Annotated in this window: 3 protein-coding genes; 2 read left to right on the top strand and 1 reads right to left on the bottom strand. The window is 40.8% G+C overall.

Features of this window, described 5'->3' with window-relative positions:
• The first annotated feature begins 254 nt into the window (after nucleotides 1-254).
• On the top strand, nucleotides 255-1,775 hold the full coding sequence (gene istA, locus DDE80_RS14095) for an IS21 family transposase (protein WP_345788856.1): 1,521 nt from the start codon (nucleotides 255-257) through the stop codon (nucleotides 1,773-1,775).
• Complete coding sequence (istB, locus tag DDE80_RS14100) at nucleotides 1,768-2,514, top strand: IS21-like element helper ATPase IstB (RefSeq protein WP_108308567.1); 747 nt, start codon at nucleotides 1,768-1,770, stop codon at nucleotides 2,512-2,514. Before istA ends, istB begins: the two co-directional genes overlap by 8 nt.
• A 41-nt stretch (nucleotides 2,515-2,555) precedes the next feature.
• On the opposite strand, the gene DDE80_RS14105 is transcribed toward istB, so the two are convergent.
• The coding region (locus DDE80_RS14105; RefSeq protein ID WP_201261545.1) for an IS66 family transposase zinc-finger binding domain-containing protein at nucleotides 2,556-2,805 on the bottom strand (250 nt) is incomplete at its 5' end.

Here is a 2,805-nt window from a genome sequence, read left to right on the forward strand (position 1 = left end):
CGATAAAGCGGTAGATAAAGCGAGAATTTATCATAAATTACTTTTGCCAACACCGTTGGCCCCGCAATGCTACGAGGAATCGCCGCCGTCGGCGCTTTTCCGCGTTGAATAAACGAACTTTGCTCGTGTAAACGCTAAAATAGAATCAACAGGAATTGCTCGAATTCAATGAACACTTTTCGCCAAAATAAACAGATTCTAGTAAACTGATTTTATTCAGTTTAGAGGAGGCTGTACTAGTGGAGGAGAAGCTTGTGTTACATATTGAAATTCATCAATTACGAAAGAGAAATTTAAGGATTGCGCAAATTGCCAAACAACTTAAAATTTCGAGGAATACCGTGTACAAATATTTAGATATGACATTTGAAGAGGCGCAGCAGGAATTTTCAACACCACATAAGAGGAAAAAGTTAGATCCTTATCAGGATTGGATTGTGAATTGGTTACAAGAGTTTCCGCATTTAAGCGGCGCTCAAATAAAAGATTGGCTTGCGGAACAATTTCCAGATTTGGATGTAGGAGAAAGTACGGTTCGCAACTATGTGAATGAAATCCGTGAAAAGTTCCAAATCGAAAAAACAGCGATACCAAGGGATTATGAAGCAGTGGAGGAACAGCCCTTAGGGAAACAAATACAAGTAGATTGGGGCCAAACGATTCAAAAGACAATGGACAAGAAGGAGAAAAAGCTTTATTTCATTGCCTTTGTCCTAGCTCATTCACGTTATAAATATATGGAATGGCAGGATCGCCCCTTCACAACGCAAGATACCATTCGTTGTCATGAAAATGCTTTTCAGTATTTCGGTGGAAGAACAGAGGAAATCGTATATGATCAGGACAACTTAATCGCAGTGAATGAAAATGCGGGTGATGTCATTCTGACAAAGGAATTTCAAGCGTATGTGAAACAACAGAAGTTCCGTATTTACCTTTGTCGAAAGGCGGATCCAGAATCAAAAGGGATGATTGAAAACGTTGTAAAGTACGTCAAACGCAACTACGCCGACAGTCGAATTTTCAAAGATATAGAGGATTGGAATCAACGTGCATGGATGTGGCTGGCGCGTACGGGCAATTATAAAGTACATAATACAACAAAAAAAAGACCGGTCGAAGTGTTCACCGTCGAAAAGCAACACTTACAACCCGTCTCGTCCCTACTCCCCTTGGCGGAAAGTACCGATACGCAAAGTATAACAAGGAATGTCATGAAGGACAATACGATTCGTTATGAGTCCAATCGATATTCTGTTCCTTTGGGTACGTATCACCAAGAAAAGCAGGTCTTTCTTGAGATTGCAGGTGACAAATTATTCATTCGTCGCTTATCTGACGGTGAGCCAATCGCTGAGCATGTCATCTGTAAAGAAAAAGGAAAACTCATCAAAAATAGAAATCATGGTCGTGATCGTTCAAGTCAAGTGGCAGAACTTAGACAGGAAGTGCTGCAGCTATTCCCTGAAGAAGCTGTAAACTTCATTGAAAAGATTGATGAAAAATATCCGCGATATCGTCGGGATCAATATTTGATTCTAAAAGAGGTAGCAAAAGAGTCTCCGACCTTCCTAGCAGCGGCAGTCAATAAATGTATTGTTGAAAAGCTTTTCAGTGCAAATGAACTCAGAGACATCGTCGCGTATTTTAAAAAAATCGAAAAGGAAACAGTGAATGATACCGAACGGGTATCAACTGACTTTCCCTCTATTTCCGTGCCAAAAAGAGAAATGGAAGCTTATTTTAAAATGATGGATGGTGATCAACATGAGTAAAAGCGTCGTAGAGATTCAACAGGCATTTAAGCAATTGCGCTTAGCTGAAACCGCAGAGGGGCTTCCATCCCTTCTGAGGAAAGCGGAGCAGTCAAGCTGGACGTATTTAGAGTTTCTGGAGCAACTAACTTCAATGGAAATTCAAAAACGTGAGGAAAAGAGCATTGAAAAACGGTTAAAATGGGCACGTTTTCCGATGCATAAGTCGTTGCAGGATTTCAAAATAGAAGAGCAGCAGGCTTTAACGGCGCGCCAATTGAGTCAGTTAAAGGAGCTAAGCTGGTTGGAGCAAGCCTTCAATCTCATCCTTTTAGGACCACCTGGCGCAGGGAAAACGATGTTAGCGATTGGTCTCGGTATGGAAGCGATTCAGAAAGGCTTTCAAGTGTATTTTGTGACCATGGGTGAACTCATTCATCTGTTAAAAACAGAGGAATTTACGCATAAATCACAAGTGCAACTGAAGCGATTAAAGGCTTCTGATTTGGTCATTATCGACGACATTATGTATATGGCGATGGACGTGAGAGAAGCCAATTTATTTTTCCAGTTAGTGAACCAGCTGTATGAGCAAAGCTCGATTATTTTAACCTCGAATCGCAGTCCAGAAGAATGGACAGAGTTGGTAGGAAATGAAGGCATTATGACGGCCATATTAGACCGTCTGTTACACCGAATGGAGGTCATTCATATGAACAATGACAGCCACAGAATAAAGTATCAACAACGTATTTTTTAAGAGCAAAAAGTGTTCAACGAATCGAGCAAAAAATGTTCATTTTAGCTTGACGGTGACAGCTCGTTATCTTTTTTACATTGCCTGCACTCATAGGCATGCTCAATATGCTGCACGCGCACCAACTTAGCTGGAATAAATGTTGCTTCTTCCCGGGCAATTGTGGAGCCAATTTCATGTAGTTGATTTTGGCAACAGTCACATTCGAGATTGGTTGGGTGATGGTGAATTTCTTCTACTTCCACACCTTCTATGAATGAATCGTTGCGCTTTTTCTTTTTATTTAAACGGGTC

Origin of the sequence: Metalysinibacillus jejuensis (genome assembly GCF_003057615.1) — a bacterium.
GTDB lineage: Bacteria > Bacillota > Bacilli > Bacillales_A > Planococcaceae > Metalysinibacillus > Metalysinibacillus jejuensis.

Coding starts and splice junctions, on each gene's coding strand:
- istB (WP_108308567.1), top strand. CDS start 1,768: ATGAGTAAAAGCGTCGTAGAGATTCAACAGGCATTTAAGCAATTGCGC.